This is a genomic window from Hafnia sp. HMSC23F03 (assembly GCF_001816025.1).
GTDB classification, from domain to species: Bacteria; Pseudomonadota; Gammaproteobacteria; order Enterobacterales; family Enterobacteriaceae; genus Hafnia; species Hafnia paralvei.
The window spans coordinates 273,195-299,265 of the sequence record NZ_KV824214.1 but is presented as its reverse complement, the minus strand read 5'-3'; the positions used below and the strand labels follow the sequence as shown (position 1 = coordinate 299,265).

The window sequence follows — 26,071 nt, the reverse complement described above, 5'->3', positions numbered from 1 at the left end:
GGATGGATGCCATCGGTTAGGAACATAACTAAAAAAAGTATCCATAATTTTTGACTTGAGCAGTCGGGTTGGCTTGCTTAACTGCCGCTAAAAACTCCGTAAAGCTTTTATTAAATAGGGTGTAATTAGGGAAAAAGTATATCGGTTTTACGCCACAGTCAGGCTTGGCTTCTACATACCAATTATAACGATTGCCTAATTTTGTTGTCCCTTGGTTCACTCTAACAATATCTGTTAGCGGGATTTTAATAAAAACCGTTGGCTGTTTGTTAGCCCCATCGCAGGCACCATAGAAATACTGCGAATCGAAGTAATAATTTGAAAGGTAGCTTGAGTTACCATCAACGGTTTTCATAAAGTGTGATGGTTCAGAAATAAGCTTAACGCTGCTGAGATCCAATCCTATGACGCTTCGTGGCTCAACGAGCTTTTTCTTTTCAAGTTGTTTTCGCACATGCGGCATGAGAAACATGAGTATCACTACCAGTAAAAGCATGAGAGCTATTGCCACTTTTACCCATTCAAAAAGCAGTTCTGCGGCGCTAATTAAAAAGTCGGTCACTTGGATATCCTTATTCAGTGGTGTGCTTAGAGCTTTTCATTCTCATGAGCGGTTTACAAACTTCCTGTTGTAAACGTTCTTCTCATACTGTTACGTGACTGTCGTAACGTATCGGTACTGACTTGGAACGGTGGGAATGGCAGTTTGAGATCGTGCTGCTGGAAGCCAGCCAAGATCAACTGATGGATCTCGTGGCGCAGTGGCATACGGTGCGCCATCTCAGCGGCGTAAATACGCAGCTCGAAAATTTGGATCCCTTGCTGTATATCTACAAGATAAGCTTCTGGCGCAGGCGTATCGAGTACCAACGAGCATTTTGATGCCGCCTCAAGTAAAACATCGGTCACTTCTTGGCTATTGGCGCTCGCTTCGGCGGGAACAGTGAGCACCACGCGGGTTACTGCATCGCTTAACGACCAGTTAATGAACTGCTCAGTGATAAACGCCTTGTTTGGCACGATGATCTCTTTACGGTCCCAATCTGAAATCGTTGTCGCACGCGTATTGATCTTGGTCACTGAGCCGGTGAGATCGCGGATGGTCACCGTATCGCCAATACGGATCGGCTTTTCAAACAGAATGATCAAGCCAGAGGCAAAGTTAGCAACGATTTCCTGCAAGCCGAAGCCCAAGCCTAGGGTCAGCGCGGCGACGAGCCATTGTAATTTGGCCCACTCAATTCCCAGCATAGAGAAACCAATCAGACCACCAAACAGCAACAACAGATATTTGGTGATAGTGGTAATGGCGTATCCGGTACCTGGAGTTAAATCGAGGTGTTGCAGTAGGCCGAGTTCCAACAGCGCAGGCAGATTTTTAACCAACTGTACGGTAACAATCATTACCAGTATGGCAATAAGCACAGCGCCTAAGGTGATCGGCTGGATGCTTTCCACCCCTTTTGCCGAAGACGTCACATCCCATAAACTAATGTTTTCTAGAAATGCAAAAGCAGAATGCAACTCAGACCACAGCCAGATGAGTGACACTAACGCCACCATGGTCAGAATTGAACGGACTAAGCGCAGAGATTGTGCGCTGATGGCATCAAGATCGACGACGGGCTCTTCAATATCCTGACTGCCTTCCACGCTGTGCGGCGTGGACTCCTCTTCGCCTTTAGTTCGTTTTTCAAGACGCTCTGCACGGCGCTGTTTGGCGCGTTCGAAAGCGATGCGGCGACGCTGAATCAGCATCCAACGGCGAATGATGTAGTACACCACGAGCAAAATAAACCATATCGCAACCGAGCTCTCTAAGCGGGCTAATAAAATCTGTGCGGTGTTGAAATAGCCAAACAGTGAGGCAAAAGCGGCGACTAACGGAGCACAGAGTAAAATCCACCACAGCGCGTGGTTGATCAGATTCTCGCCGTCACCCTGCTTATTCAAATAGAGCGGAATACCTGCTCGTTTCAGGCTGGTGGTTAGCAGGCTGAGAGCCACGCAGAGCATGATAAAACAGGCTCGCCCTAGCGATCCGGCAAAGGCTCGATCGTCCATATTGTCGAAAGTGACCAAGGCCATCAGTAGCGGCACGATCAACCAGATAGACATTCGGTAGTAACGCATTGCGCGCTTAACCTGCTGTTCTTCCCAACGGAAGTGGGCAATGAACAATCCGTTTGGATGGGCGAATGCAGCGCTGATCATAAATGCCCACAGCACGGGTAGTGCGGCGGTTACGCCATCACCGATTGCCACAGCCATCGGATAAGGCCATGCATTTTGCAGCCCATAACCTAAGGCGGCCCAGAGAACAGGGAGCGGCAGTGCGACCAGTATCGACCAGAAAACGGTGCGCAGAGTGAGCGAAATGTGGTCTTGGGTGACTTTGCCAACCTTGCTGCTTGCACGTTCCATGAATGCCTGATAGTGGCGGCGAGAATAGAAGCTAAAGCCCACCAGCAATAGGGCACCAAACAGCGGTAACAGGGTTTCCTTAGAGGTCAGCATCATCAAAAACGCTTTGCTGAGCTGCGATAGGGTATCAAGCGACAATAGCCGATTCAGGCTCTGGATCACGTCTAACGGCGCGGCAACGCTAAGAGGATCGACGTCAGCCGCCCAGAAGAGATAGCGGTGGGTTGCATCCTTGATCTCTGTGAGCGCATCGATGAGCTGCGTATTGGCAACTTTAAGCTTGGTCAGCTCTAAGATTTGTGAATCGCAGCCAGAGAGAAGCGAGTTGAGCAATTCGCGCTGGGTGGTGAGCTGTGGCTGCAGCAGGCGTTGCTGCGCAGCGGTTAAAGGCTTACCGTCGTTTTGCTTATAGTCGGCAACGGGTTCGATTTTGTTGAGTAGGTTTTCAAAGTGCAGCCGCTGTACACGCAGTTTTGCCATGTCACCGTCAAGTTGCTGAGGTTTAGGCATATCTGGTAAACGAGCGACCTGCGCACGTAGCGTTTCTCCCAATGCGGTTGAAACACCTAGCCACTGAGCCTGTTCACGGATGGTGCTGAGCGCCTGACGAACCTGAATAGTTTGTGTTGCAGCGATACGTTGCTGGCTGGCAATGTCATCCATGCGAGCCGCTTGTTGATTCAAGGTGCGCGATAGTTCTTGGTTTATTTTTAGTTGTTCAGCGATAGATCGCGGGAGATCGCCGCTTTGTTCTACCAGCTGCTGAGTGCGTTCCAGCGCCTGTTCTGCTTCGCGTTGACGCTGGGAGTTGAGAGTGTTGCGTAAATCTTGTAGCTGGAGATCGAGCCGCTCGTGGCGCTTGCGTAATACATCGGCCTGCAGGCGTGCGAGCTCTTGGCGATTGTTCGCTGAAAGCTGCTCAAGTTCTAATTCATCTACCAGCGCCTTACGTGCGGCAACTTCGGCCTGTAGTTGATTAGATTGTGCCTGCGATAGCGGGGTGCTGGTGGTGGTCAGATTTTGTAACCGACGTTCTGCTTCGGTTAAGTCTTTACGTGCAGTGGCCTGCTTTTGTGGAACCTGACCGAGTGAGTCACTGATTTCACGTGATCGATCCAACTCTTGCTGTAATTGGCGAGAAACTTCCAGCAGTTGGCTGCTAATTTGCAGAATTTGCTGTTCCGCTTCATTGGCCGGTATTGCGGATGCTGGCAGCGGCGGCGTGCTTTCATCGCTAAGCTGTTGGCGCAGTTCACGCGTGAGCTTAGGGAAGTCGCTGATGGACTTTTGGTATTGTTGGGTGCGCTGCGCTGATTCTTTACTTTCGTTGAGCCAATTGAGAGCACTTTGCAGTGTCTCAACAATTTCAGCCTGATTGGGGGCGTTTTTGTTGCTCTCGGCCTGTTTTAATTCTTGGGCGAGCTGTTTTTCATTCAGCGCAGCGTTCGCACCGAGCGGAAGGGATAACATCAGTAACCCGGTTATCAACAATTTGGTAATCAGGCGCATAGCTCTTCCTTTCGTTTGGCGAACGTTTCTCTGATTAACCCTTTTGAAAAGAGGGTTAAAGACGGGAAAGATGGCAAGCCCTGATAATTCAGTGGCTTGCCACTAAAGCGTTTTACTCGGCGGCAGGCGTTTCCGGCTGCACTTTCGGTTCTACTTCGGACTCTTCCTGCATGACCACTGATTCAGTTGGCACCGCAGTTACGCTATGTGCAAACTCAGCTCCCATCAGGGTATGAGAACCGCTGGTAAGTGTTGGCGTGAACTGGACACGGTTAGCCGCAAACAGGTTGATCACCGTGGATCCCAGCTTGAAACGACCCATTTCTTCGCCTTTTTTCAGGGCTACAGCACCTTCGCCAGCGGTTGGGTAAGTCCAACGCTGAATGATACCTTCGCGGGTCACGTTAACGGTTCCAGACCATACGGTTTCGATACTGCCGACGATCGTTGCACCGACTAAAATTTGTGCCATAGGGCCAAAACCGGTATCGAAAATACAAATCAGGCGCTCGTTACGGGCAAACAGATTAGGAACGTTAGCCGCCGTAAGTGGATTAACGGAAAACAGATCGCCAGGCACGTAAATCATTTCACGCAGCACACCATCGCATGGCATATGAACGCGGTGATAATCACGTGGCGACAGATAGGTGGTCGCAAACTGGCCATCTTTGAACTCTTCGGCTAGCAGGTAGTTACCTGCTAAAAGTGCCTCAAGGGAGTAGTCATGGCCTTTTGCCTGTAAAATTTTACCTTGTTCGATTTTGCCTAACTGACTAATTGCGCCATCGGCAGGCAATACTAAGCCGTCGGCGTGATCGGCAACTGGGCGCACACCATTACGCAGCGGGCGAACAAAGAATTCGTTAAATGTTTTATAGTGCTCAGGGTTTGGATAGAGCGCTTCTTTCATATTTACTTTGTAATAGCTTACAAAGGCTTTGATGACCGCCTGAGTTAGCCAGCCGGCCTGTTTGTTCGCGCCCCAACCAGCGAGACGAGTTAAGCCCTGCTTAGGCAGTAAATATTGAAGTTTAATTTTAATGCTATCGAGCACGTTAGCCTCTTCCAATAGGTCAGTGTTCGGGCGGCTCATGAAAAAAGTATGCGCCGTCGAAATACATTCTCAAAAATTGGTTTGCTTTTTAACATTTCGCATATGGTTTTTCCACCTTATAAGAAACGATGGATAACCTACTACTAAAGCAAAACCGTGACGTTTTTGCGGTGACTCAAGTCACATAGAAACCGCGCCAGATGGGCGCGGTTGGCTATCGATAAATTAAAAATTCATCAATACGCGCTAGTCTTCGTTAAAGAAATTTTTACGCGTTTTTACCTGAGACATACTTTCCAGAATGCGGTGATAATTATCAAAGCGTTCTTCAGCAATCTCTCCCTTCTCGGCCGCTTCACGTAGTGCACAGCCCGGATCGTTGTCGTGTTTGCAATCGCGGAATTTACAGCCGCCCAGATATTTGCGGAACTCGATGAAACCCAACGTAACCTGTTCTGGATCGAGATGCCATAGTCCAAATTCTCGAATTCCAGGAGAGTCAATAATATCGCCGCCCTGTGGGAAGTGATACAGGCGTGCAGCCGTTGTTGTGTGCTGGCCTAAACCCGAGTTATCTGACACCGCGCCAACGAGAATCGGATTAAGCTCAGGCAAAAGGGCGTTTAGCAAGCTGGATTTACCCACGCCGGATTGGCCCGCAAAAATACTGATTCGGTCGGTAAGCGCATCCTGTAATTCGACAATGCCTTCCTGAGTTTGGCTTGAAACCATCAGCACGCGATAGCCAATATGGCGATAGATATCCATCGCCTCTTCGACAAACTCTCGGCCTTCTTCATCAAGCAGGTCGATTTTATTGAGCACGATTAGGGGCTCAATTTCTAGGGTTTCGCAGGCCACCAGATAGCGGTCAATGATGTTCAGAGACAGCTCGGGCAAAATAGCCGAAACAATCACGATTTGGTCAATGTTAGCCGCGATAGGCTTTAAGCCGTCATAAAAATCGGGGCGAGTTAGCATCGACGTGCGTTCATGTACCGCCTCAACAATGCCTTTTACGCCAGGCTGAGCACCAGAACGCCAGACAACGCGGTCGCCAGTGACCAGTGAACGGATAGTTCGACGGATGTTGCAGCGATGCTGAGTGCCATCGGTGGCTTCAACGTCGGCATGTTTGCCGAATCGGCTGACAACGATCCCTTCTTGTGGCTCGCCAAACAGGGAGTCATCCAGTTCTGGTTTATTATCAGTTTTGGTCAGGCGACGCTGATGGTTTGCCTGAACCCGTCGTTGTTGGCCTTTCGATAGTTTGTTTTTACTCACTGCGCCTCACTCATTTGTTTGAACGAACTCGACGTTAGTCTGAAGCTACGCCGCTTTGGGTAAGCATTCAAACCTATACCCGTCATACTTCAAGTTGCATGTACGTTGCCGCCTTCCTGCCACTCGAATCATTTAGGGTGTACATCAAAAACGAATCTGCAATTGACGACCATCGCTCGTTGTCGTCAAAAAGACTATGATACACGCTATTGATGAATAAGAAGAGCCGAGGCCGAAATGAGTGGAAGTGAAACGAATTTAATCTGGATCGATTTGGAAATGACGGGGCTAAACCCTGAAGTCGATCGCATCATTGAAATCGCAACGCTAGTGACCGATGCCAATTTGAATATTCTGGCCGAGGGGCCGGTCATTGCGGTCCATCAATCGGATGAACAGCTTGCGTTGATGGATGAATGGAACGTTCGTACTCACACTGGCAGCGGTCTGGTGGAGCGCGTCAAAGCCAGTGCTTTTGATGAAGCGACTGCGACGCAAAAAACTATTGAGTTCTTGCAGCAGTGGGTTCCTGCTGGCGTCTCTCCCATTTGTGGTAACAGTGTTGGGCAAGATCGTCGTTTCTTGTTCCGCTACATGCCTGAGTTAGAACAGTACTTCCACTATCGTTATCTCGACGTCAGCACCTTGAAAGAGCTGGCGCGCCGCTGGAAACCTGAAATCCTCGCTGGCTTTAAAAAGCAGGGAACTCATCAGGCGCTGGATGACATTCGCGAATCTGTCGCTGAACTTGCTTATTACCGTGAGCATTTTATTCAGCTTTAAACCATGAAATATCGGGGGTGGTAGCGAAGTCTAATGGCTTGCTTTCACCTCGGTATTTTCACCGGCATTTAAGGAATTGTTGTTTTTTATCCGGATGTTGGCGATAATTCGCCCTCATTGCCGCTTTTATCGGCAAACGAACGAAAATTAAAAATTTTTCTGGTTAGGGGCTTGCAGGGGAAAGAATTTCTCGTATAATGCGCTCCCCGTACCGATACGGATTTACGAGTTCTTCGAATATCGTTTTATCCAGCGTGAAAACGAAAAGTTTGGTACGAAAAGCACGACAATGCGGGAATAGCTCAGTTGGTAGAGCACGACCTTGCCAAGGTCGGGGTCGCGAGTTCGAGTCTCGTTTCCCGCTCCAAATTTAGAAGGTCGCTTTTGCGGCTGAATGAAAAAAGCAGTACCGATACCAAGTTGCGGGAATAGCTCAGTTGGTAGAGCACGACCTTGCCAAGGTCGGGGTCGCGAGTTCGAGTCTCGTTTCCCGCTCCAATTTTCTTCTAAAAAAATCTCAATTCAGAAATGCCTTTCTTGGGCGATTTTCTTATTTGTCACAGCCTGAACAAATTTCATGAACAGAGTTATCCACAGGTCAACCTGTGAATCTTTGTCGTACCTTCCTAGAACCAGCACAAGACCATTAACTCAACTAATTGATTTTAAATAATTAATTTAAAGTTAAAAATGCAGTATGGATCACTTGCACTTTGTCTTGCCGTTGAATATCCAAATAATTTTATTTTTATACACAGGGAAGGGTGACAAAATTTAACGCTGAGAATTTCACGTTTATCAGTGGGTCATGCGTCTCTTGGTAGACCTTTTTCGACCGCCCTTATCAGACGCTTCTGTTGGCTAGTCTGGATTTCAATGGCGTTTTCCCCACGTTTTTCCAACTGCTGTTTCCCCGCCCATACGATATGTTCATCTAAAACGTCAGACATCCCTAAACGAGATTCAAGTAGTGGGATGATTTGCGATTCGTAGGGGGCATTGCCTAATGCCACACTGATGTTACGTAACCAGCGTAAATGTCCAATACGACGAATGGCCGAACCCTCGGTAATTTTCAGAAAGGTAGGTTCGTCCCACTGGAATAGCTCAATGAGCTCTGGGGTATGTAATTTTTGTCGTGGGCTGAAATCGTCTTCATTGGTTAGTTGAGAGAAACGGTTCCACGGGCAGATCATCTGGCAGTCATCGCACCCATAGATCCTGTTGCCCATGAGCGGGCGGAATTCTTCCGGTATGGCGCTTTCCAATTCAATGGTGAGATAAGATATACAGCGGCGCGCATCTACCACGTAAGGTTCGACGATAGCTCCTGTCGGGCATGTCGTCATGCAGGCAACACAACGGCCACACTGCTCTTCCAGAGGCTTATCGACTGGCAGAGGAAGATCGATCAACAACTCACCCAAAAAGAACCATGAACCCGCTTCCTGATTTAAAATTAGTGAGTGCTTGCCAACCCAGCCGATTCCAGCCTTTGCGGCCAATGGGCGTTCTAATATCGGTGCTGAGTCGACGAATGGGCGAAAGTTTATGTCTATGCCTTCACAATATTCTTGGATCATCTCCCCCAGTCGCTTAAGGCGATTACGCAGCAATTTGTGGTAATCACGCCCCAGTGCATAACGGCTAATGTAGCCTAACTGCGGGTTTTTTAAGGTTTTAGCAAAGAAAGCATGGGCGGGTAAGTAGTTCATGCGCACGCTTATCACGCGCAGTGTGCCGGGTTGTAGCTCATGAGGGCGCGCGCGCATCATGCCATGACGCTCCATCCAAGCCATTTCTCCGTGGTACTGTTTATCGAGCCATGCTTGGAGGCGTGGTTCCTCCACAGACAAGTCTGTGTCGCAAATCCCAACCTGTTGGAATCCTAGCGATTGCCCCCATTGCTTGATATGTTGGGCTAACTGATTGAGATCGAGGGGGTGTGTCATGACGGGCCATTATCGGAAACAGTTCAGTTCCAGTTTATCATACTCTGCTTATCCTGCGGATAGCGTCCGTAGCCTTGAGCAGTGCGCGGTCTCTGAGCTGGGGCTTTCTTTGTATCAGCTAATGGAACGTGCAGGGTACGCCGCTTTTCAGCGAGCGCGGCAATATTTCCCGACAACGCGGCGCTGGCTGGTGTTATGTGGTCACGGTAATAACGGCGGCGACGGCTATGTCGTTGCGCGCTTAGCTCGGCAGTCTGGCATTCAGGTGACGCTTATTGCGGTTGAACATCCGAAAGCGTTGCCGTATGAAGCACAGCAGGCTCAGGATGCATGGTTGGGCGCTGGCGGGCAGATCTTCGGTTCTGCGTCTGATTTTCCTGAGAATGCTGACCTCATTATCGATGGCTTATTAGGCATTGGCTTAAATGCGGCACCGCGGGAGCCTTATGCCTCTCTAATTTTGGCAGCCAATGCGCACCCAGCGGCAATTCTGGCGCTGGATATTCCCTCTGGCTTAAACGCGGATACAGGACGGGCTGCCGGTGCGGTCATCCATGCGGAGCACACGCAGACCTTTATTGTCTGTAAGCCGGGGCTGCTCACGGGGCAAGCGCGTGATTATGTTGGTAAACTGCACTGCGATGAGTTGGGATTGTCAGATTGGCTCGAAAAACAGAATGCGCCGATTGCGCGGCTGGATGCTAGCTTGCTGAATACGTGGCTACATCCACGGCGTCCTTGTTCGCACAAAGGCGATAATGGTCGACTCGTTTTGATCGGCGGCGATCGCGGTATGGCGGGGGCCATACGTATGGCTGGAGAAGCCGCGTTGCGTAGCGGTGCTGGATTGGTGCGAGTACTCACTCACATCGAGCATGTTTCACCTTTATTAACTGCGTGCCCTGAAATGATGGTGCAGGAGCTTACTGACGAGTCTGTTAAAGCCGCATTGGATTGGGCTGATGTGATCGTCATTGGTCCCGGTTTGGGGCAATCGAAGTGGGCACTTGATGCAGTCAACGCGCTGCTGCACTTTGATAAACCGATGCTGTGGGATGCAGATGCGCTTAATCTTTTAGCGAAATCTCCGAATGTAAACCCTCTGCGGGTGCTAACTCCGCATCCCGGAGAAGCTGCTCGCCTGCTGAATTGCAGCGTGGCCGATATTGAACTAGACAGAGTGAAGGCAGCCACCCGTATTCAGCAAAAATTGGGTGGTGTTGTTGTTCTAAAAGGCGCAGGAACGCTGATAGTCAGCGAGAATAAGGTGTCCGTTGCCGATGTTGGCAACCCAGGAATGGGAACCGGTGGGATGGGCGACGTTTTGTCTGGTATTATCGGAGGTTTGCTGGCACAAAAGCTTCCGCTGTATGATGCAGCCTGCGCAGGTTGTGTGGTGCACGGTGCTGCCGCCGATGAAATTGCGAAAGCATTTGGCGAGCGAGGTCTACTGGCGACGGATTTGTTTGTGGCTATCAGACGATATGTGAATCCTGACTGAGCTTGAAAGGCCAAATTCCTGCCAGCATCGAATTGTTATTGACGTACACTGATCCTAAAGAAAAACCTTAATAAAGAACCAGTAAGAAATAACTATTATGAAAAACATCGTACTTTCTCTGCCGGATGAAACGGCAACCATCGCATTGGGTACTTCACTGGCTGCGGCTTGTGATAGTGCGACCGTTATTTACTTATATGGTGATTTAGGTGCAGGAAAAACCACCTTTAGCCGAGGTTTTTTGCAGGCGTTAGGCCACAAGGGCAATGTTAAGAGCCCAACGTACACGTTGGTCGAGCCTTATGCGCTCACGCCAATGAACGTTTACCACTTTGATCTTTATCGCTTAGCCGATCCAGAAGAACTCGAATTTATGGGGATCCGCGACTATTTTGATGAGAACGCGATTTGTTTAGTGGAATGGCCACAGCAGGGCGAAGGTTTTTTACCGAACCCCGATCTTAGCCTGCATATTTCCTATCAGGGCGAAGGCCGTGAAGCCGCGATTGACGCACACACGCCGCATGGTGAGTTGATTTTGACACGATTGAACGGGCAACAAGGGTAGTCGATGATGCGCATGTGGAAGCGAATCTGTACGGTAACGTGGTTAGGAATGGTGGGACTGCTGCTTTCTGGTGTGGTTCATTCGGCGCAGCTCACAAATATTCAGGTTTCGAATGGAAAAAATGAAGCGCGCGTAACGCTGAGTTTCAACGGACAACCAACCTACACTTATTCTTCTCAGCCTAGCTCAAATAGGGTGTTGGTTAATATCACTGAAACCAAGAAAATCACCAGCGGGTTGCCCATGACTTTCAGCGGTGAGAATATGCTGAGCCGCATTCGTGCTGGTAATGTTCCCGGCGATAACACCGTTCAGTTAATTTTTGATGTGACACGCAAAACGAAAGTGAGCGCGTCTAATCAGGGGCAAATCGTTGTCTTTACGCTGCAATATGATGCACCGGTGGCTGCACCAAAACCGGTCTTTACTCAGCCGCGTAGCTCCACTTCTCATAGCGCTGTGCGTAGTGCTCCTGCGACAACGTCCAGTGCCAAAGGCGCTAACCCGTTTAATCCTACCAAGCCGACGGTCGTTACCACGACAGAAACACCTGCTGTGCCGGTTTCACGCCGTAGTACGCGCTATGATGGCTCCAAAATTGTGGTGGCCATCGATGCTGGCCATGGTGGACAAGATCCGGGAGCCATTGGCGGTAACGGGCTGCGTGAGAAGAATGTCACGTTGGCGATTGCCAAGCGCTTGCAAAACTTAATGGATGCCGACCCGATATTCCAACCGGTGCTGACCCGTACCGGAGACTATTTTATCTCGGTGATGGGACGTTCTGACGTAGCGCGTAAGCAGCAGGCTAACCTGCTAATTTCTATCCATGCGGATGCGGCGCCAAACCGAAGTGCGACCGGATCGTCGGTGTGGGTGTTGTCGAATCGTCGTGCAAATAGCGAAATGGCGGGCTGGCTAGAGCAGCATGAAAAACAGTCTGAATTGCTTGGCGGTGCAGGGGATGTGTTAGCCAATAGCGGCGATGATAAATATTTGAGTCAGGCGGTTCTTGATTTGCAGTTTGGTCACTCACAGCGAGTGGGTTATGACGTAGCGGTACAGGTTATTCGCCAAATGCAGTCAATTGGTAACCTGCATAAGCGCCGCCCTGAGCATGCCAGCTTGGGAGTTTTGCGTTCGCCAGATATACCTTCGCTTCTGGTAGAAACTGGGTTTATCAGTAATGCGGGTGAGGAACGCTTGTTAGGCAGTGCCGCCTATCAGGAGAAAATCGCGCAGGCTATCTATAAGGGGGTGCGAAACTATTTCGTCACGCATCCGTTGCAAAACGGCCCAAAGGTCGAAAACCGGCCGCAGAGATTAGTGTCGGCCGGTAGCTCCAACCCAGTAACAGAACCTCAGCGTGTTGTCAGTAATAACCGTACGTCGAATAGCAGCGCCAGCGCTGGAGCAACGCAAATTCACGTGGTGAAACGCGGTGAGACGTTGCTAGGTATTGCAAACCGCTATGGCACCACAATGACCAAGCTGATGCAGCAAAATAGCCTGAAGAAAGAGGGCGTTTGGGTGGGTCAGAAGTTAAAAGTGCCAGCAGGGAGCAACGTTGCAGCTACGGCGACGTCAACGGCAAAAAGCAAGACCGCGAGCAGCAAGCCAAAACGTGTTACCCATACGGTCAAACGCGGTGATACTTTAACCAAGATTGCCGCGAGTTACGGGGTCAGCATGAGTAAAATACAGCAGGCGAACAAAATGAAATCCGGCGAAGTTCAGATTGGGCAAACGTTGGTGATCCCGCAGGCTTAAACTCGACTTGATCCGTACTTTGTTATTTTAGGTTCTGTAAACCAAGGAAATCATATGCCGATTCAGGTTTTACCTCCGCAGCTTGCCAACCAGATCGCCGCTGGTGAAGTGGTGGAACGCCCTGCTTCGGTGGTTAAAGAGCTGGTTGAAAATAGCTTAGATGCCGGAGCTACACGTATCGATATTGAGATAGAACGCGGAGGCGCTAAGCTAATCCGCATTCGCGATAACGGCTGCGGTATTAACAAAGACGAACTGGCATTGGCATTAGCGCGCCATGCGACGAGCAAAATCACCTCGTTAGATGACCTTGAGGCGATCATGAGTCTGGGATTTCGCGGAGAAGCGCTGGCAAGCGTCAGTTCGGTGTCGCGTTTAACCATGACTTCCCGTACCGCTGAGCAGAATGAGGCTTGGCAGGCCTATGCCGAAGGACGTGACATGGCGGTTACGGTCAAACCAGCGGCTCATCCGGTCGGTACTACGGTTGAAGTGTTGGATCTTTTCTACAACACCCCCGCGCGCCGCAAATTTATGCGCACCGAGAAAACTGAGTTTGGGCATATTGATGAAGTCGTGCGCCGCATCGCTTTAGCCCGATTTGATGTGACTATCCAGCTTCATCACAACGGGAAAATGATGCGCCAGTACCGCGCGGTGAAAGAAGATGGGCAAAAAGATCGCCGTCTCGGCTCAATTTGCGGTACGGCCTTTATTCAGCATGCGTTAGAGATTAAATGGGAGCATGGTGATCTAGCGATCCACGGCTGGGTCGCCGATCCTGTTGGTTCCCGTCAACTGACCGAAATGCAGTATAGCTATGTAAATGGCCGCATGATGCGCGACAAGCTCATTACGCACGCTATCCGGCAGGCATATCAGGATCAGTTGAAAGACGATCAACAGCCTGCTTACGTATTGTATTTGACCGTTGATCCGCATCAGGTTGATGTGAATGTCCATCCGGCCAAGCACGAAGTTCGTTTTCATCAGGCGCGCTTAGTGCATGATTTTATTTATCAGGCTGTTATTTCTGTGCTGCAACAGTCTGAACAACCCGCTTTACCGGAAGTGGCGGCGGATGAGGCTGTCCGTTGGGAGCCAGAAAACCGAGTGGCTGCTGGCGTGAATCAGTTCAGTAAAACATCGTTACGCGAGGCTTCTCCAGCATACGGTCACTCTTCAGCCCAAGGGCAGGCGTCTGATAAGAAAAAGCTGGGTGGTGACAGCCGCCATTTTTCCAGCGGCGATGGCTATCAGAAGCGCGAAGGGCAGCTCTATCAGCGTTTGATGCAGGTACCCGAAAAGCGGATGCCTCAATCACAGGAGATACAGAGTAGCAGCGAGCTTCTCCCAGCCGTGAACCCGCGCAAGCCTGAACTGTTCCCACAGCCAGCGCCCGCGTTGTTTGAACACGGTGAGAGTAGTTTTGGCCGCGTTCTTACTATCTGTGAGCAGCATTTTGCCTTGCTTGAGCGTCAACACGGCATAGCACTATTGAACTTGGATGCGGCAGAAATAGAATTGCGTCGGGTACAGCTATTGCCTGGTATCGAAGGTTTGCGACCACAGCCGCTGCTGATCCCCGTCAAGCTCACGCTGAGCGCCGATGAAATTAAAGGCGTGCAAAGCTGCAGCGAGGTGCTTAAACACTTAGGTATTGATTTGGTGCTTGAGCGTCAGCGAGTGACATTACGCGCCGTACCTTTACCGCTACGCCATCAAAATTTACCCCAGCTGATTCCCGCATTTCTGAACTTTTTGGCCGAGCAGCCTAACGCCGAATCAGAGACGATCAGCAAGTGGCTCGCCAGCCATCTGATCACTGAACGTGAGCAATGGACTGTTTCTCAAGCGATTCAACTATTGGCTGAGCTTGAACGACTCTGTCCTGAGTTGGTAAAGTCGCCGCCTTCCGCACTACTGCACCCTGTAGATTTAAAGCCGGCGATGGTTTCGTTGCAGGCCGATTGATTAAGAGCTGAATAAAATATTTTATGACTAACAACGCCAATCATATTTATCCTCCTGCCATTTTTATTATGGGGCCTACGGCGTCAGGAAAAACAGCGTTAGCAATGGCGCTGCGTCAACGATTTCCTGTGGAACTTATTAGCGTTGACTCTGCTCTAATCTACCGTGGAATGGATATTGGTACTGCCAAACCGTCTGCTGAAGAGTTGGCTGAGGCTCCGCATCGATTGATTGATATTCGCGATCCTGCGGAAAGTTATTCTGCCGCTGATTTTCGTGCTGATGCGCTGCGTGAAATGGCATCCATCACCGCTGAGGGAAAAATTCCCCTGCTGGTTGGTGGAACCATGCTTTACTTTAAAGCATTGCTTGAAGGACTTTCGCCTTTGCCTGCGGCGAATCCACAGATTCGTGAGCAGATAGAAAATCAGGCGCAAGAGCTGGGCTGGGATGCGTTGCATCGTCAATTGCAGCAGGTTGATCCGGTCGCTGCGGCTAGGATTCATCCAAATGATCCGCAGAGACTGAGTCGCGCACTGGAAGTTTTTCTCATTTCGGGTAAAACTTTAACTGAACTGACTAAAATTTCAGGTGAAACGCTACCCTACAATGTGCATCAGTTTGCGATTGCACCTGCAACTCGCGAACAGTTACACCAGCGGATTGCCCTGCGTTTTGAGCAGATGATGGCTTCGGGTTTTGAAGCTGAAGCCAGAAAGCTGTTTGAGCGTGGTGATTTGCATACAGACTTACCTTCTGTACGCTGCGTCGGTTACCGCCAGATGTGGTCATATTTTGAAGGCGAAATCGATTACGATGAAATGGTCTACCGTGGAATTTGTGCGACGCGTCAGTTGGCTAAACGTCAGATGACTTGGTTGCGCGGTTGGGAGTCAGTGCAGTGGCTAGATAGTGACAAACCTGCACAGGCTCTGGAAAGTGTGGCACAGGTTGTTAGTGCATCGCTTGATTGATTGTGTACAATTGAGGTGATTGGGCCGTAATTAGGCCGATGGGTACTTGAATCAGGGAGATTCTTGCTCCATATACTCATCATAGCTCTCGTTTCAGGCGTATGTCTGTTGCTCGAACTTTGTGAGTAAAGTACTCAGTGCGCAAATTTTTACGCAGTTTATTTTGATTAGAACCACTAGGGTTCTTAGTAACATACAACAAACAACTAGCAAATAAGGAAAAGATAGAATGGCTAAGGGGCAATCTTTACAAGACCCGTTCCTGAACGCACTGCGTCGTGAACGTGTCCCAGTTTCAATCTATTTGGTGAATGGTATTAAGCTGCAAGGCCAGATTGAGTCTTTTGATCAGTTTGTCATTCTGTTGAAAAACACTGTCAGCCAGATGGTTTATAAGCACGCAATTTCTACCGTTGTTCCGTCTCGTCCGGTTTCTCATCATAGCAATAATCCGGGAACTGGCAGCAGCAGCAACTATCACGGTAGCAATCAGGCGCCTTCACAGTCGTCTCAGGACAGCGATGACGCTGAATAAGCCGCATCGTTTGTTATCTCAGTCGGAGAGTGTTGATGATCGTTTGTCATTGATGCTCTCCGTTCTCATCGGTCCGATCCGTTTGAGAGGTTTCACGTTTGTTTGACCGTTACGAAGCCGGCGAGCAGGCCGTATTGGTTCACGTCTATTTCTCCCAAGAAAGAGATATTGAAGATCTCAGAGAGTTTGAGTCCCTGGTCTCCTCAGCGGGCGTTGAAGCATTGCGCGTTGTTACCGGCAGCCGCAAGGCCCCGCATCCTAAATATTTTGTTGGCGAAGGCAAAGCTGAAGAAATCGCTCAGGCGGTTCAGGAAACAGGCGCCTCCGTCGTTCTTTTTGATCATGCCTTATCTGCAGCTCAAGAACGCAACCTGGAAAAACTATGCCAGTGTCGTGTTATCGATCGCACCGGCCTGATCCTCGACATTTTTGCCCAGCGTGCGCGTACCCATGAAGGTAAGTTGCAGGTTGAGCTTGCCCAGTTACGCCATTTGGCCACGCGTTTAGTGCGAGGCTGGACTCACCTTGAACGTCAAAAAGGTGGGATTGGTTTACGTGGACCGGGTGAGACCCAGCTTGAAACAGACCGCCGTTTATTGCGCGATCGCATCAGCTTGATTTTGTCTCGTCTTGAGCGTGTTGAAAAACAGCGCGATCAAGGACGCCGTGCGCGTAGTCGCGCAGATGTTCCAACGGTGTCACTGGTGGGTTACACCAACGCTGGAAAATCAACGCTGTTTAACCATATTACTAAGGCAGATGTGTATGCTGCCGACCAACTGTTTGCTACGCTTGATCCGACGCTGCGTCGTATTGAAGTAGCCGACGTCGGTACAACGGTTTTAGCCGATACAGTCGGGTTTATTCGCCATTTGCCACACGATCTTGTGGCTGCTTTTAAAGCAACGTTGCAAGAAACCCGTCAAGCATCACTTTTATTGCACATAATTGATGCATCTGATGCGCGTGTTGATGAAAATATTGACGCGGTGAATACTGTATTAGCAGAAATCGAAGCAGATGAAATTCCTGTACTGCTTGTGATGAACAAAATTGATATGCTGGATGAGTTCGAGCCGCGTATCGATAGGAACGATGAGAATTTACCTGTACGGGTTTGGGTTTCGGCACAAACCGGGGTAGGAATTGATTTGTTGTTCCAAGCGTTGACCGAACGCTTGAGCGGTGAGATTGCTAGCTTCGAGCTGCGATTGCCGCCTGCGGCAGGACGTTTACGTAGCCGTTTTTACCAGCTTCAGGCGATAGAAAAAGAGTGGGTTGAGGAAGATGGCAGTATTGGATTACAAATCCGCCTCCCAATTGTGGAGTGGCATCGACTCTGTAAACGTGAACATGAATTACTAAAGTATATTATTTAGTAACACTTGGTTAATATCACTTACTCAAATGAGTCTGAAGAACACCAATCATTGAAGAATGGAGCGAAACATGGCGTGGAATCAGCCCGGTAATAACGGACAGGACCGCGACCCGTGGGGGGGCAGCAAGAATGATGGCGGCAACTCCGGCGGAAACAACAATAATGGTAACAACAATAATCGAGGTGGCCGCGATCAGGGGCCGCCAGATCTCGACGATATCTTCCGTAAACTGAGCAAAAAGCTGGGTGGACTGGGCGGTAAAGGCTCGGGTTCCAGCAATTCAGGTAATCCACGCGCACCTATGGGTGGCAAAGTGGTTGGCCTTGCTGTTGCAGCCGTTGTTGTCATCTGGGCCGCAAGTGGTTTCTATACCATTAAAGAAGCCGAACGTGGCGTCGTGACACGTTTTGGTAAATTCAGTCACTTGGTGCAGCCAGGTTTGAACTGGAAACCGACTTTTGTTGATGAAGTGACTCCGGTAAACGTCGAATCCGTGCGTGAACTGGCGGCGTCCGGCGTGATGCTGACTTCTGATGAAAACGTGGTACGCGTTGAGATGAACGTGCAGTACCGTGTAACTAATCCAGAAGAGTACCTGTTTAACGTCACCAATGCGGATGATAGCCTGCGTCAGGCAACTGATAGCGCGCTGCGTGCAGTCATTGGTAAATACTCGATGGATAAAATCCTGACTGAAGGCCGTACCATTATTCGTACGGATACTCAGAAAGTGTTGGATGAAACCATCAAGCCTTACAAAATGGGGCTCACCGTGCTGGACGTAAACTTCCAGGCTGCGCGTCCGCCTGAAGAAGTTAGAGCTGCCTTTGACAAGGCGATTGCTGCACGTGAAAAAGAACAGCAGTCGATCCGTGAAGCTGAAGGTTACGTCAACAAAGTTCAGCCAGAAGCTAACGGTAAAGCGCAGCGTATTCTTGAAGATGCCAAAGCTTATAAAGATAAAACTATTTTAGAAGCTCAAGGTGATGTCGGCCGTTTAGCGCTGTTGCTGCCAGAATATAAAGCGTCTCCACAGATTACACGCGAGCGTTTGTATCTGGAAACGATGGAGCACGTGCTGGAGAATTCTCGTAAAGTGCTGATTGATGATAAGAGCAATAACCTGATGGTATTGCCACTAGATCAACTGATGCGCGGCGGTAAATCTGGCACAACGACCACGCCGAGTACCGATATGGATAGTGCAAATCCGGCACCATCTGTAACCAAGCCATCAAGTAACGTAGATTTAAGCGGCGATAGTGTGATGGACCAGCGCCGAGCGAACGCTCAGCGTAATGATACCAATCGTCAGGGAGGAGAATAACTAATGCGTAAGTCTCTGTTACTAATTCTCATCGTTATTCTGGTGGTATTGTACTCATCGCTGTTTGTGGTTAACGAAGGCCAGCGCGGCATCATACTGCGCTTTGGTAAAGTGGTACGTGATGATGAAAATAAACCTCTGGTGTATGCACCGGGTCTTCATCTGAAAGTGCCATTTATCGAATCAGTCAAAATGTTGGATGCCCGTATCCAAACTATGGATAACCAAGCTGATCGTTTCGTGACCAAAGAAAAGAAAGACCTGATTATTGACTCTTATATCAAGTGGCGTATCAGCGATTTCAGCCGTTACTATCTGGCAACCGGCGGTGGCGATGTTCTACAGGCCGAAGTGCTGCTGAAACGTAAATTTAGTGACCGTCTGCGTTCTGAGATAGGTCGTCTGGATATCAAAGATATCGTTACAGATTCCCGCGGTAAGCTGATGGAAGATGTGCGTGAGGCTCTGAATACGGGGTCAGTTGATGATGCTGGCAGCGAGGCAGATAATGCGATTGCTAATGCAGCAGCTCGTGTTGCGCGCGAAACCAATGGTAAACAACCAGAGGTTAACCCGAACAGTATGGCTGCTCTGGGTATTGAAGTTATCGACGTGCGTATTAAGCAGATCAACCTGCCAGCCGAAGTTTCAGATGCAATTTATAACCGTATGCGTGCAGAACGTGAAGCTGTAGCTCTGCGCTACATTTCACAAGGTCGGGAAGAAGCTGAGAAACTGCGTGCAACAGCTGACTATGAAGTCACTCGTACACTGGCAGAAGCAGAACGTCAGGGGCGTATTACTCGTGGTGAAGGTGATGCGGTTGCGGCGAAACTGTTTGCTGACGCATTTAGTCAGGATCCAGACTTCTTTGCCTTTATTCGTAGTCTGAAAGCTTACGAAAACAGCTTTAAAAATGGTCAAGACGTTATGGTTCTGCGCCCAGACAGTGATTTCTTCAAATACATGAAGTCACCAAACGGTAATGCAGCAGCCAAATAATGTTTGCCTGAGTGACTCTGAATAAAAGAACGTTTTTAGAAACAGAGTGCTCAATATTGATGAGAAGGCCCGTTCAGCGGGCCTTTTTTTTGCTCGTTTTTTGATTTTGCCGACATTCAGAGAGATATATGAACTCTACAATTTGGATGGCTTTAGGGTTGGTTTTGATCGTGGAAGGCTTAGGTCCAATGCTTTTTCCACGCATTTGGCGGCGCATGATTGCAACGATGGCTCAATTACCTGACGGCGTTTTACGGCGTTATGGTGGAGGTCTAGTGGTTGCAGGCCTAGTTATATACTACATGTTGCGTAGCCGTATGGGTGGCTAAAGGCGTAAGACATTTTTTGCGCAATCGTGTGCTAAAAAGTGCTGAAAGCTCCTAAATGTGATGGTAGAATCCATTTTTAACAACGTGGTGATAGTGAAATGGGTAAGAATGTCGTCGTACTAGGCACCCAATGGGGTGACGAAGGTAAGGGCAAGGTCGTAGACCTATTAACCGAAAGGGCCAAGTATGTTGTGCGCTACCAGGGCGGTCACAATGCAGGTCATACACTAGTCATTAACGGTGAAAAAACCGTTCTTCATTTGATTCCGTCAGGAATTCTGCGCGAAAACGTAACCAGCATTATTGCAAACGGTGTGGTATTAGCACCTGATGCTCTGATGCGTGAAATGACCGAACTGGAAGCCCGTGGCATTCCTGTTCGCGAACGTCTGTTACTCTCCGAAGCTTGTCCTCTGATCCTGCCATATCATGTGGCTCTGGATAACGCGCGCGAAAAAGCACGCGGTGCGAAAGCTATCGGTACAACTGGCCGTGGTATCGGGCCTGCGTATGAAGATAAAGTCGCTCGTCGCGGTCTACGCGTTGGCGATCTGTTCAACAAAGAAACCTTTGCAGTTAAGCTGAAAGAGATTATGGAATACCATAATTTCCAACTGGTTAACTATTACAAAGTTGACGCTGTTGACTACCAGACCGTGCTGGATGAAGTTATGGCTGTTGCCGACATCATCACTGCTATGGTGGTTGACGTTGCCGATCTGCTGAACAAAGCTCACAAGAAAGGTGAGTTTGTGATGTTTGAAGGCGCACAGGGTACTCTGCTGGATATCGATCACGGCACCTATCCATATGTGACCTCTTCCAACACCACTGCAGGTGGCGTAGCTACCGGTTCTGGCGTAGGTCCACGCTGTGTTGATTACGTTCTGGGTATTGTAAAAGCTTACTCTACTCGCGTAGGTGCAGGTCCGTTCCCAACTGAACTGTTTGATGAAGTCGGTGAATTCCTGTGTACTAAAGGCAACGAATTCGGTGCAACTACCGGTCGTCGTCGTCGTACCGGCTGGTTGGACGCTGTTGCTGTTCGCCGTGCCGTAGAGCTGAACTCTCTGTCTGGCTTCTGCATGACCAAACTGGACGTGCTGGACGGCTTAGACGAAGTGAAGATCTGTGTAGGTTATCGTATGCCGGATGGTCGTGAAATTGACACCACTCCGCTGGCCGCTGAAGGCTGGGAAGGCATCGAGCCAATCTACGAAGTGATGCCAGGCTGGAAAGAAACCACCTTTGGCGTGAAAGAGCACAGTAAATTGCCTCAGGCGGCACTGAACTACATCAAACGTGTAGAAGAAGTGACCGGTGTTCCAGTTGATATCATTTCTACTGGTCCTGACCGTGAAGAGACGATGATTCTGCGCGATCCGTTCGACGCATAATTGTTAGCATCGTGCTGTCTCTTGATGAACCGGGCTCTGCCCGGTTTATTACTTTTAGCCTCTTCAGACTTGAAATCTGGCGGTTAGAACGCCAAATATCTTGAGAAATACACTCTTCTTGTTATACCCGCCATACTTGAAGTTGCATCGGTATTGGTTGCGTTCGTTCACCCGAATCACTGACTAGAGTAAGCTCATCGTGATTTTCTCGCTTGTTGCCTTGATGCCACTCCAATTATTTTGGCTTAAATAGCTAGTCGCTTTTGCTGTGGCTGGTTTATTATCCAAATAGATAGATCCGTTTTTGGGATGAATCCCCGAAATTGATCTCTATGATTAATTCGTTTTTATGCTGGGTTATCGTGAGATAACGCCAAGCTAGACTCAGAGGTCGCCGTGCAGTTAACAAGTTTTACTGATTTTGGTTTACGGGCGCTAATTTACATGGCATCCCTGCCCGCCGATCAGATGACAAACATCACCCAAGTCACCGATGTTTACGGCGTATCTCGCAACCATATGGTTAAAATTATTAATCAACTGAGTCGTGCCGGTTTTGTGACCGCCGTTCGAGGTAAGAACGGCGGCATTCGTCTGGGACGAGCAGCGAAAGATATTCGTATTGGTGATGTGGTGAGAGAGCTTGAGCCCTTAACGCTAGTTAACTGCTCTCACGAGTTTTGCCATATCACGACAGCCTGCCGCCTGAAGCAAGTTCTGCAAAAAGCCACGCAGGCTTTTCTGGCCGAGTTGGATCAATGCACTCTGGCCGATTTAATTGAAGAAAACTCACCGCTTTATAAGTTGCTGCTGGTTGAATAATCAATTCAGCGGCAATTGCTGATGACTACGGAGGAACCGCAATGTCACAAGATCCTTTCCAGGAACGCGAAGCAGAGAAGTACGCCTCACCGATCCCAAGCCGCGAGTTTATCCTGACGCATCTGTCGCAGCACACCACGCCCGTTAGCCGTGAGGAGATCGCGCGTGAACTAAATCTGACCAGCGAAGAGGATTTAGAAGCTCTGCGACGCCGTCTGAGAGCGATGGAACGCGACGGACAGCTCATCTTCACCCGACGTCAGTGCTATGCGCTGCCAGAGCGTCTTGATTTGAAGAAGGGAACCGTTATTGGCCATCGTGATGGCTACGGTTTCATTCGCATTGAAGGAAGCAAAGATCGTGACGATCTCTACCTTTCTTCAGAACAGATGAAGCTTTGCATTCACGGCGACGTCGTGCTGGCACAGGTTGTTGGTACTGACCGAAAAGGGCGTCGCGAAGCTCGCATCGTACGTGTGCTTGAGCCTAAGCAGAGCCAAATTGTTGGCCGCTATTTCACTGATGCTGGCGTTGGTTTTGTTGTGCCAGATGATAGCCGTCTAAGCTTTGATATATTGATCCCGCCTGACTCGATTGCCGGTGCTCGCATGGGGTATGTGGTCGTTGTCGAACTGACTCAACGGCCAACGCGTCGTACTAAAGCCGTGGGGAAAATCGTTGAGGTTCTAGGCGATAATATGGGCACCAGCATGGCGGTGGATATCGCTCTGCGTACCCATGAAATTCCACATACTTGGCCTGAACAGGTGGAGAAGCAGGTCGCTGATTTAAGCGAGCAGGTGCCAGAAGCGGCGAAAAAAGGCCGTGTTGACCTGCGTGATTTGCCGTTGGTGACTATCGATGGTGAAGATGCCCGTGACTTTGATGATGCGGTTTACTGTGAGAAAAAACGCGGTGGTGGTTGGCGTTTATGGGTAGCGATTGCTGACGTAAGCTACTACGTGCGCCCAAATACCGCTCTGGATCATGAAGCGCGTAGCCGTGGTAACTCGGTTTACTTCCCGTCGCAGGTTGTCCCTATGCTGCCGGAAGTGCTGTCGAACGGTTTATGTTCGCTCAATCCGCAGGTCGATCGTCTGTGCATGGTGTGTGAGATGACCGTTTCTGCAACGGGTCGCCTGACGTCGTTTAAATTCTACGAAGCGGTGATGAGCTCACATGCTCGTCTGACTTACACCAAAGTCGCGCATATTCTGGCGGGGGATGAGGAGCTGCGTGAGCACTATCGTCCGTTGGTTAAACCGTTGGAAGAGCTGCACAACCTTTACAAAGTACTGGATCATGCGCGCGAAGTGCGTGGCGGTATTGCGTTTGAGACCGAAGAAGCCAAGTTCATCTTCAACGCTGAACGACGTATCGAGCGCATTGAACCAACCGTACGTAACGACGCGCATAAGCTGATTGAAGAGTGCATGATTTTGGCGAATATTGCCGCTGCACGTTTTGTAGAGAAAAACGAAGAACCGGCTTTGTACCGTATCCATGACCGTCCAAGCGACGACCATTTGACCTCGCTGCGTAGCGTGTTGGGCGAGCTGGGTCTGACGTTGGGCGGCGGTATGAAGCCTGAGCCAAAAGACTACGCCGATCTGATGGATGAAATTGCCGATCGCCCTGACCACGAAATGCTGCAAACGATGCTGCTGCGTTCCATGAAGCAGGCGGTATATGATCCAGAAAACCGCGGTCACTTTGGTTTGGCTCTGTCGGCGTATGCCCACTTTACCTCCCCGATCCGCCGTTATCCTGACCTGAGCCTGCATCGTGCTATCAAGTACCTGTTGGCGAAAGAGCACGGTGGCGACCATGCTGGCTGGACTAAAACCGGTGGTTGGCACTACAACGAAGAGCAGATGCTGCAACTAGGCGAACACTGCTCTATGACAGAGCGTCGTGCGGATGAAGCCACCCGTAACGTGGCTGATTGGCTGAAGTGTGACTTCATGCAGGATCATGTTGGAGAAACCTTCACCGGTATTATCTCTAGCGTGACCGGCTTTGGCTTCTTTGTGCGTCTGGACGATTTGTTCATCGATGGTTTGGTGCATGTGTCCGCGCTGGACAACGACTATTATCGTTTCGACAATGTGGGACAGCGACTGATTGGTGAATCTTCCGGTCAAACGTATCGCTTAGGCGACAAGGTGGAAATCCGCGTCGATGCCGTGCATATGGACGAGCGTAAGATTGATTTTGTTCTGCTTTCTAGCACGCGTACTCCGCGTGGTGCAGGCAAAACCGAGAAAGATCGCGCTAAACGTACGCTAAGAGAAGACAAAGCGCCTTCTCGCGGGTCGCGCCGCGGTGGTAAGATGCCTGCTAATTTCGAGCCGGATAGTGCATTCCGCAAAGATAGAGACGGTAAGCCTGCGCGAGCGGGTAAAGCGGGCGCAGGGAAAAAGGATAAGTCAGTGAAAATTGATAAATCCGGCAAACCTGCCAAGCCAGCGAAAAATGCCAAAGATAAAGATCTGACTAGCACTAAGCCAAAAGCTAAAAAAGTTTCGGCGAAAACCAAGAAAATTGCGGCGGCAACCAAGGCCAAACGAGCTGGGAAAAAAGCCGCAGAGTGATAGTTTGATTTAAATAACAGGCAGCAAAGCTTAACTGTTTGCTGCCTAAAGTTAAATTCCCGCCTGTGTCTGTGCAAAAGCTCGGACACAGGCGGCTGACGTTATAGCGTTTTAAAATTATGAGCGAAATGATTTACGGTATTCACGCAGTTCAAGCGCTGCTTGAACGCGATCCACAGCGTTTTCTTGAAGTCTTTGTGATGAAGGGACGCGAAGATCGTCGCTTGATGCCACTGATTGCAGAACTTGAGCAGATGGGCATTGTCATCCAGGTGGCAAACCGTCAGTGGCTGGATGAGAAAGTGGAAGGCGCAGTGCATCAGGGCATTATCGCTCGCGTGCGCGAAGGGCGTCAGTATCAGGAAAACGATTTACCTGCGTTGCTGGAAAATCTGGATAAGCCGCCATTCCTATTGATTCTGGACGGGGTAACCGATCCGCACAATTTGGGTGCCTGTTTGCGTAGCGCGGACGCTGCAGGTGTGCATGCGGTTATTGTGCCACGCGATCGCTCCGCACAGCTAAATGCAACTGCCAAGAAAGTCGCCTGTGGTGCCGCGGAAACTGTTCCGTTGATCCGTGTGACTAACTTGGCGCGTACTATGCGCTTCCTGCAAGAGCAAAATATCTGGATTGTTGGCACTGCGGGTGAAGCAGATCATAATCTATATCAAAGCAAAATGACTGGCCCAATGGCGCTGGTGATGGGCGCTGAAGGTGATGGCATGCGCCGTTTGACTCGTGAACATTGCGATGAGTTGATCAGCATTCCGATGGCGGGGAGCGTTTCTTCTCTGAACGTTTCTGTTGCGACCGGTATCTGTTTGTTCGAGGCTGTGCGTCAGCGCGGATAGTTTTTCAGTGCTGAAAACTACGCGAGTTTTTGT

The 26,071-nt window shown here is 49.6% G+C and carries 20 protein-coding genes and 2 tRNA genes; 17 read left to right on the top strand and 5 right to left on the bottom strand.

Annotation, left to right across the window (positions count from 1 at the left end; translation table 11 throughout):
* Positions 1-28: 28 nt before the first annotated feature.
* The 4 genes from HMPREF3091_RS07090 to rsgA form a co-directional block, all read right to left on the bottom strand.
* On the bottom strand, positions 29-562 hold the full coding sequence (locus tag HMPREF3091_RS07090; RefSeq protein ID WP_070714986.1) for a hypothetical protein: 534 nt from the start codon (positions 560-562) through the stop codon (positions 29-31).
* A 53-nt stretch (positions 563-615) separates the two neighbouring features.
* Positions 616-3,933 (bottom strand): miniconductance mechanosensitive channel MscM, encoded by a 3,318-nt coding sequence (mscM, locus tag HMPREF3091_RS07085; protein ID WP_070714985.1) that lies wholly within the window; start codon positions 3,931-3,933, stop codon positions 616-618.
* 112 nt (positions 3,934-4,045) lie between these two features.
* Positions 4,046-4,990 carry an archaetidylserine decarboxylase gene (gene asd / locus HMPREF3091_RS07080; RefSeq protein ID WP_246839967.1) on the bottom strand — a complete coding sequence of 315 codons (945 nt, stop codon included), beginning with the start codon at positions 4,988-4,990 and terminating at the stop codon, positions 4,046-4,048.
* Between the two features lie 246 nt (positions 4,991-5,236).
* Positions 5,237-6,274, bottom strand: a complete 1,038-nt coding sequence (gene rsgA, locus HMPREF3091_RS07075; RefSeq protein WP_004093595.1) for a small ribosomal subunit biogenesis GTPase RsgA — start codon at positions 6,272-6,274, stop codon at positions 5,237-5,239.
* Positions 6,275-6,511: 237 nt separating this feature from the next.
* Here rsgA and orn point away from each other — a divergent pair, with 237 nt between their 5' ends.
* The 3 genes from orn to HMPREF3091_RS07060 all read left to right on the top strand — a co-directional run bounded on the left by orn (position 6,512) and on the right by HMPREF3091_RS07060 (position 7,555).
* Positions 6,512-7,057, top strand: a complete 546-nt coding sequence (orn, locus tag HMPREF3091_RS07070) for an oligoribonuclease (protein WP_070714981.1) — start codon at positions 6,512-6,514, stop codon at positions 7,055-7,057.
* Between the two features lie 291 nt (positions 7,058-7,348).
* Positions 7,349-7,424: transfer RNA gene (locus HMPREF3091_RS07065), tRNA-Gly, on the top strand.
* Positions 7,425-7,479: 55 nt separating this feature from the next.
* Positions 7,480-7,555 (top strand) — tRNA-Gly (locus tag HMPREF3091_RS07060).
* Between the two features lie 308 nt (positions 7,556-7,863).
* Here the strand turns inward: HMPREF3091_RS07060 and queG are convergent.
* Positions 7,864-9,009, bottom strand: a complete 1,146-nt coding sequence (gene queG, locus HMPREF3091_RS07055) for a tRNA epoxyqueuosine(34) reductase QueG (protein WP_070714980.1) — start codon at positions 9,007-9,009, stop codon at positions 7,864-7,866.
* On the opposite strand from queG, the gene nnr reads away from it, so the two are divergent.
* The 14 genes from nnr to rlmB all read left to right on the top strand — a co-directional run bounded on the left by nnr (position 9,008) and on the right by rlmB (position 26,038).
* Positions 9,008-10,510: a bifunctional ADP-dependent NAD(P)H-hydrate dehydratase/NAD(P)H-hydrate epimerase gene (nnr, locus tag HMPREF3091_RS07050; RefSeq protein ID WP_070714978.1), complete on the top strand. Its 1,503-nt coding sequence runs from the start codon at positions 9,008-9,010 to the stop codon at positions 10,508-10,510. The genes queG and nnr overlap by 2 nt on opposite strands.
* Positions 10,511-10,607: 97 nt before the next feature.
* Entirely contained in the window at positions 10,608-11,078 is a 471-nt protein-coding gene (tsaE, locus tag HMPREF3091_RS07045; RefSeq protein WP_004093599.1) for a tRNA (adenosine(37)-N6)-threonylcarbamoyltransferase complex ATPase subunit type 1 TsaE, read from the top strand.
* A 3-nt stretch (positions 11,079-11,081) separates the two neighbouring features.
* Entirely contained in the window at positions 11,082-12,848 is a 1,767-nt protein-coding gene (gene amiB / locus HMPREF3091_RS07040; RefSeq protein WP_070714976.1) for an N-acetylmuramoyl-L-alanine amidase AmiB, read from the top strand.
* A gap of 54 nt (positions 12,849-12,902) precedes the next feature.
* Entirely contained in the window at positions 12,903-14,822 is a 1,920-nt protein-coding gene (gene mutL, locus HMPREF3091_RS07035; protein ID WP_070714975.1) for a DNA mismatch repair endonuclease MutL, read from the top strand.
* 23 nt (positions 14,823-14,845) lie between these two features.
* On the top strand, positions 14,846-15,796 hold the full coding sequence (gene miaA, locus HMPREF3091_RS07030) for a tRNA (adenosine(37)-N6)-dimethylallyltransferase MiaA (protein ID WP_070714973.1): 951 nt from the start codon (positions 14,846-14,848) through the stop codon (positions 15,794-15,796).
* 229 nt (positions 15,797-16,025) lie between these two features.
* Positions 16,026-16,331: an RNA chaperone Hfq gene (gene hfq / locus HMPREF3091_RS07025; RefSeq protein WP_070714971.1), complete on the top strand. Its 306-nt coding sequence runs from the start codon at positions 16,026-16,028 to the stop codon at positions 16,329-16,331.
* A gap of 98 nt (positions 16,332-16,429) precedes the next feature.
* Positions 16,430-17,710 (top strand): ribosome rescue GTPase HflX, encoded by a 1,281-nt coding sequence (gene hflX / locus HMPREF3091_RS07020; protein ID WP_004093608.1) that lies wholly within the window; start codon positions 16,430-16,432, stop codon positions 17,708-17,710.
* Between the two features lie 70 nt (positions 17,711-17,780).
* Positions 17,781-19,040, top strand: coding sequence for an FtsH protease activity modulator HflK (gene hflK, locus HMPREF3091_RS07015; RefSeq protein ID WP_070714969.1), 1,260 nt, complete (start codon positions 17,781-17,783; stop codon positions 19,038-19,040).
* 3 nt (positions 19,041-19,043) lie between these two features.
* Complete coding sequence (gene hflC / locus HMPREF3091_RS07010; RefSeq protein WP_004093612.1) at positions 19,044-20,042, top strand: protease modulator HflC; 999 nt, start codon at positions 19,044-19,046, stop codon at positions 20,040-20,042.
* A gap of 128 nt (positions 20,043-20,170) precedes the next feature.
* Positions 20,171-20,371: a DUF2065 domain-containing protein gene (locus HMPREF3091_RS07005; protein WP_016361118.1), complete on the top strand. Its 201-nt coding sequence runs from the start codon at positions 20,171-20,173 to the stop codon at positions 20,369-20,371.
* Between the two features lie 98 nt (positions 20,372-20,469).
* A complete protein-coding gene (locus tag HMPREF3091_RS07000) occupies positions 20,470-21,768 on the top strand; it encodes an adenylosuccinate synthase (protein WP_070714968.1) in 1,299 nt (432 codons plus the stop codon).
* A gap of 396 nt (positions 21,769-22,164) precedes the next feature.
* Positions 22,165-22,590: a nitric oxide-sensing transcriptional repressor NsrR gene (nsrR, locus tag HMPREF3091_RS06995; RefSeq protein ID WP_008814850.1), complete on the top strand. Its 426-nt coding sequence runs from the start codon at positions 22,165-22,167 to the stop codon at positions 22,588-22,590.
* 41 nt (positions 22,591-22,631) lie between these two features.
* Complete coding sequence (gene rnr / locus HMPREF3091_RS06990; protein WP_004093626.1) at positions 22,632-25,184, top strand: ribonuclease R; 2,553 nt, start codon at positions 22,632-22,634, stop codon at positions 25,182-25,184.
* A 119-nt stretch (positions 25,185-25,303) separates the two neighbouring features.
* On the top strand, positions 25,304-26,038 hold the full coding sequence (gene rlmB, locus HMPREF3091_RS06985) for a 23S rRNA (guanosine(2251)-2'-O)-methyltransferase RlmB (protein WP_004093628.1): 735 nt from the start codon (positions 25,304-25,306) through the stop codon (positions 26,036-26,038).
* The last annotated feature ends 33 nt before the right edge of the window (positions 26,039-26,071 follow it).

What these genes read in the sequence shown, in the direction of transcription:
- orn (WP_070714981.1), top strand. Translation starts at nt 6,512, where the DNA reads ATGAGTGGAAGTGAAACGAATTTAATCTGGATCGATTTGGAAATGACG.
- rlmB (WP_004093628.1), top strand. Translation starts at nt 25,304, where the DNA reads ATGAGCGAAATGATTTACGGTATTCACGCAGTTCAAGCGCTGCTTGAA.
- tsaE (WP_004093599.1), top strand. Translation starts at nt 10,608, where the DNA reads ATGAAAAACATCGTACTTTCTCTGCCGGATGAAACGGCAACCATCGCA.
- miaA (WP_070714973.1), top strand. Translation starts at nt 14,846, where the DNA reads ATGACTAACAACGCCAATCATATTTATCCTCCTGCCATTTTTATTATG.
- mscM (WP_070714985.1), bottom strand. Translation starts at nt 3,933, where the DNA reads ATGCGCCTGATTACCAAATTGTTGATAACCGGGTTACTGATGTTATCC.
- HMPREF3091_RS07000 (WP_070714968.1), top strand. Translation starts at nt 20,470, where the DNA reads ATGGGTAAGAATGTCGTCGTACTAGGCACCCAATGGGGTGACGAAGGT.
- hfq (WP_070714971.1), top strand. Translation starts at nt 16,026, where the DNA reads ATGGCTAAGGGGCAATCTTTACAAGACCCGTTCCTGAACGCACTGCGT.
- queG (WP_070714980.1), bottom strand. Translation starts at nt 9,009, where the DNA reads ATGACACACCCCCTCGATCTCAATCAGTTAGCCCAACATATCAAGCAA.
- hflK (WP_070714969.1), top strand. Translation starts at nt 17,781, where the DNA reads ATGGCGTGGAATCAGCCCGGTAATAACGGACAGGACCGCGACCCGTGG.
- mutL (WP_070714975.1), top strand. Translation starts at nt 12,903, where the DNA reads ATGCCGATTCAGGTTTTACCTCCGCAGCTTGCCAACCAGATCGCCGCT.
- rnr (WP_004093626.1), top strand. Translation starts at nt 22,632, where the DNA reads ATGTCACAAGATCCTTTCCAGGAACGCGAAGCAGAGAAGTACGCCTCA.
- hflC (WP_004093612.1), top strand. Translation starts at nt 19,044, where the DNA reads ATGCGTAAGTCTCTGTTACTAATTCTCATCGTTATTCTGGTGGTATTG.
- nnr (WP_070714978.1), top strand. Translation starts at nt 9,008, where the DNA reads ATGACGGGCCATTATCGGAAACAGTTCAGTTCCAGTTTATCATACTCT.
- HMPREF3091_RS07005 (WP_016361118.1), top strand. Translation starts at nt 20,171, where the DNA reads ATGAACTCTACAATTTGGATGGCTTTAGGGTTGGTTTTGATCGTGGAA.
- amiB (WP_070714976.1), top strand. Translation starts at nt 11,082, where the DNA reads ATGATGCGCATGTGGAAGCGAATCTGTACGGTAACGTGGTTAGGAATG.